The organism is Rhodococcus phenolicus (assembly GCF_001646785.1).
GTDB lineage: Bacteria > Actinomycetota > Actinomycetes > Mycobacteriales > Mycobacteriaceae > Rhodococcus > Rhodococcus phenolicus.
Genome location: NZ_LRRH01000146.1, coordinates 1 through 4,683 on the forward strand (window position 1 = coordinate 1; position 4,683 = coordinate 4,683).

General features: G+C 68.5%; 1 protein-coding gene. It reads left to right on the plus strand.

Going from position 1 to position 4,683, the window contains the following annotated elements:
* Positions 1–4,683 (plus strand): non-ribosomal peptide synthetase (locus A8G15_RS27805; protein ID WP_156665597.1); only part of this gene is annotated, 4,683 nt, incomplete at both ends.

A 4,683-nucleotide genomic window follows, 5' to 3' on the forward strand; every position in this document is an offset into this window, starting at 1 on the left:
GCTGATTGCGACGCAGGTCGTCGCACGGATAGCCGCGGCACTCGAAGTCCAGATCGGTGTCCGCACGGTGTTCGAGGCCCCCACGGTCGCCGAACTGGCGGAGGCGGTCTCGTCGTCGCGTGCCGGAGATCGCCGGCGTCCGCCGCTCGTCCACTATCCGCGTCCGGACGAGATTCCGCTGTCGCTGGCCCAGCAGCGGATGTGGTTCCTGAATCAGTTCGACCCGTCCGCCGCGACCTACAACCTGCCCTTCGTGCTGCGGATGGAAGGAGCCGTCGACGTCGATGCGCTCCGGGCGGCGCTGTACGACGTGGTGGAGCGGCACGAGTCGCTGCGTACCGTCTTCCCCGAGTCGGGTTCCGGTGCGTACCAGCTGATCCTGCCGATCGGCGACGTCGATCTCGGACTCGAGGAGGAGTTCGCCGGACCCGACGAACTCCCGGAGGTTCTCGCCGAGTTCGCGTCGGCGGGCTTCGACGTCTCGCGGGAGATTCCGGTGCGCTGCCGCATCTTCCGGATGGGCGAGAACGAAGTCGCTCTCGCGATGGTCATCCACCACATCGCGGCCGACGGGGTGTCCTTCGGTCCGCTCGCGCGGGACATGGCAACGGCCTATGTGGCACGTACCGATTCGACCGACGCGGCCTGGTCGCCGCTGACGGTCCAGTATGCCGACTACTCGCTGTGGCAGCGCGAGGTCCTCGGCGACGAGGCCGATCCGGCTTCGCTCGCCGCGACGCAGATCGAGTACTGGTCGAATCAGCTGGCGGGGATCCCCGAGCAGCTCGACCTGCCCTCGGACCGCCGCCGGCCGGCGGTGCAGTCGTTCGTGGGCAACCGTGTCGGTTTCGACATCGACGCACGCACCTACAGTGCGCTCTCGGAACTCGCACGCGAACACAATGTTTCGCTGTTCATGGTCATGCATTCGGCGCTGGCGGTCCTGCTCGCCCGGCTCTCCGCCACCGAGGACATCGCGGTGGGGACTCCCATCGCCGGTCGCGGCGAGGAAGCCCTCGACGATCTGATCGGCATGTTCGTCAACACGCTCGTGCTGCGGACCCGGATCGTTCCGAGGACGACGTTCACGGAACTGCTGCAGCAGGTGCGCGAGGTCGACCTCGGTGCCTTCGCGAACGCCGACGTGCCGTTCGAGCGGCTCGTGGAGGTTCTCAAGCCGACCCGTTCGCAGTCCCGGCATCCGCTGGTCCAGGTTGTTCTCGCCTACCAGAACATGGGCAACACCAGCCTCGAGTTGCCGGATCTGACGATCGAGGCGAGCGAGGTGGACGTCGACGTCGCCAAGTTCGACCTGCAGCTGACCCTGTCCGAACGTACCGACAGTGCCGGTACGACCGTCGGTCTCGGTGCCGAATTCGTCTATGCCACAGATCTGTTCGACGTCTCGACCGTGCGCGGTTTCGCCGAGCGATTCCAGCGTCTCCTTGCGGCCGTCGTCGCCGATGCGCACCGGGCCGTGGGGGATCTCGAGATCCTCGATGTCGGCGAGCGCCGCGCGCTCGTCTCCACCACCGGCGCCGGCGGTGCGGAACCGGCCACCCTGGCCCGGCTGCTGACCGACGCGGTCTCCCGGAATCCGGAGGGGCCGGCGCTGATCTCCGGGGATCGCACGCTGACCTACCGCGAGCTCGACGCGGTCTCCTCGCAGTTCGCGCGCATGCTGATCGCGCGCGGTATCGGACCGGAAACCGTGGTGGCCATCGCGGTTCCGCGGTCCGTCGATTCGGTGATCTCGTGGTGGGCGGTCGCCAAGGCCGGTGCCGCCTTCGTCCCGGTGGATCCGAACTATCCCGCCGACCGCATCGAGCACATGATCGCCGATTCCGGCGCCGAGCTCGGCCTGACGACGGAGCAGTACCTGTCCACGCTGCCGGGTGGCGTGACATGGCTGGCGGTCGACGAGGCCGAACTCGTCGGTGACCGTGCGGTCGCCTCGCCGGCCCCGATCACCGATGCGGACCGCATCCGGCCGCTGCGCCTGGACAACTGCGCGTACCTGATCTACACCTCCGGATCGACGGGTACGCCGAAGGGCGTCGCCGTCACCCATTCCGGTCTGGCCGGATTCGAGGCCGAGCAGCGCGACCGGTACGGCATCGGACCCGGCTCGCGCACATTGCATTTCGCCTCTCCCAGTTTCGACGCGTCGATCCTGGAACTGCTTCTCGCCACCGCGGGCTCGGCGGCGATGGTGATCGTCCCGACCAACGTCTACGGCGGAACGGACCTGGCCGACGTGCTGGTCCGCGGTGCGGTCACGCACGCCTTCGTCACCCCGGCGGCGCTGGGATCGGTGGACCCCACAGGTCTTCCGGATCTGCGCGTGGTCGTCGTCGGTGGCGAGGCGTGCTCGCCCGAACTCGTCGCCCGGTGGGTGCCGGGCCGGTCGATGTTCAACGCGTACGGGCCGACCGAGGCGACCGTCGCCTCCAACATCTCCGACGCGCTGGTCGCGGGCGAACCGATCGTCATCGGTGGACCGATCCGCGGCGTGACGACGTACGTGCTCGACTCGCGGCTCGGCCCGGTGCCGGAAGGCGTCGTCGGCGAGCTCTACATCTCGGGTGCGGGCGTGGCGCGCGGATATCACGCGCGCGCCGGTCTGACCGCCGAACGGTTCCTCGTCGACCCGTTCGCCGGGGACGGCCGCCGGATGTACCGGACGGGTGATCTGGTGCGGTGGGTGCCGGGGGCACCGACACCGCAGATCGAATACGTCGGCCGAAGCGACTTCCAGGTGAAGATCCGCGGTTTCCGCATCGAACTCGGCGAGATCGACGCGACCCTCGCGGCGCACGACGACGTCGACTTCGCGGTCACGGTCGGTCACACCGGTGTGTCGGGGACGGCCCAGCTGGTGTCCTATGTGACGGCCGCGCCCGGCCGGACCGTCGGCGCGGATGCGCTCGCCGCGTTCGCCGCCCGACGGCTGCCCGCACACATGGTGCCCGCGGCGATCGTCGTTCTCGACGAGGTCCCGCTGACCCCGCAGGGCAAGCTGGACCGGAAGGCCTTGCCGGCGCCCGTGTTCGAGACCAAGGTGTTCCGTTCGCCGTCGACCCCCGTCGAGGAGATCGTCGCCAACACCTTTGCCGACGTGCTCGGTGTGGCGCGGGTCGGTGTCGACGACGACTTCTTCGAGCTGGGCGGAAACTCGCTCATCGCGACCCAGGTGGTGTCACGGCTCGGTGCCGCCCTGCAGACGACGGTTCCCGTCCGGGCCCTGTTCGAGGCGTCCACCGTCGAGGCACTCGCGGCACGTGTCGAACAGCATGCCGGCGCAGGTGGCCGGGCCGCACTGGCACCGGTCGAGCGGCCGGACCGCATCCCGCTGTCGCTCGCGCAGCAGCGCATGTGGTTCCTCAACCGATTCGACACGGGCTCTGCGGTCAACAACATTCCGGTCGTGATCCGGCTCAGCGGTGAACTCGACATCATCGCCCTGCAGGTGGCGGTCATCGACGTCACCGACCGCCACGAGTCGTTGCGGACGATCTTCCCGGACTCGCCGGACGGACCGAGCCAGGTCGTGCAGGAAGCGGTACAGACCGTTCCCGACCTGACCCCGGAACTGGTCTCGCCGGAGGAGTTGCACGGCAAGCTGTTCGAACTGGCGTCCGTCGGCTTCGATGTGACCTCCGAGGTCCCGATGCACGCCCGGTTGTTCGAGATCGGTGAACGCGACTACGTCCTCGGCCTGGTCGTCCACCACATCTCTGCGGACGGCTGGTCGATGGGTCCGCTCGCCCGCGACGTGATGGTGGCGTACGCCGCGCGATCGTCGTGGGATGCGCCGGCCTGGTCGCCGCTTCCCGTGCAGTACGCGGACTTCGCGCTCTGGCAGCGCGGGGTCCTCGGTGACGAACACGACCCGGAGTCGCTGATCTCGCGGCAGCTCGACTACTGGTCCGCAACGCTGGCCGGACTGCCCGACCAGCTCGATCTGCCGAGTGATCGTCCGCGTCCGTCCACCGCGTCCTTCGCCGGTGCGAGCGTCCGCTTCGTGGTCGAGCCGGAACTCCATTCGGCTCTCAACGCGTTCGCGCGGGAGCACGCGACGACCCTGTTCATGGTCGTGCACAGCGCGCTGGCGGTACTGCTCTCGCGTCTGTCGGGAACGAACGACGTCGCGATCGGTACCCCGGTCGCCGGTCGCGGTGAAGCCGGGCTCGACGACCTGGTCGGCATGTTCGTCAACACCCTGGTTCTGCGGACCCCGGTCGATCCGGCCGAGTCGTTCACGGACCTGCTCGGCCGGGTGCGCGAAACGGACCTCGGGGCGTTCGGGCACGCCGACGTGCCGTTCGAGCGGCTGGTCGAGGTGCTCAACCCGGCCCGCTCGCAGGCCCGTCATCCGTTGTTCCAGGTGATGCTCGCGTTCCAGAACCTCGCCCAGACCTCGTTCGAACTGCCGGGCCTGTCGGTGAGCGGACTCGACTTCGACGCCCAGGTGTCGAAGTTCGACCTGCAGATCACGCTCACGGAATCGGTCGACGAGCAGGGCTCTCCCGCCGGAATGGCCGCCGAGCTGACCTACGCCACGGATCTGTTCGACGAATCGACGATCCGCTCGTTCGCCGAGCGTTTCGTGCGGGTCCTCGAGGCCGTGGTGTCGGAACCGTCCACGCTGGTCGGCGACCTTCCGTTGTTGGGTGCGGATGA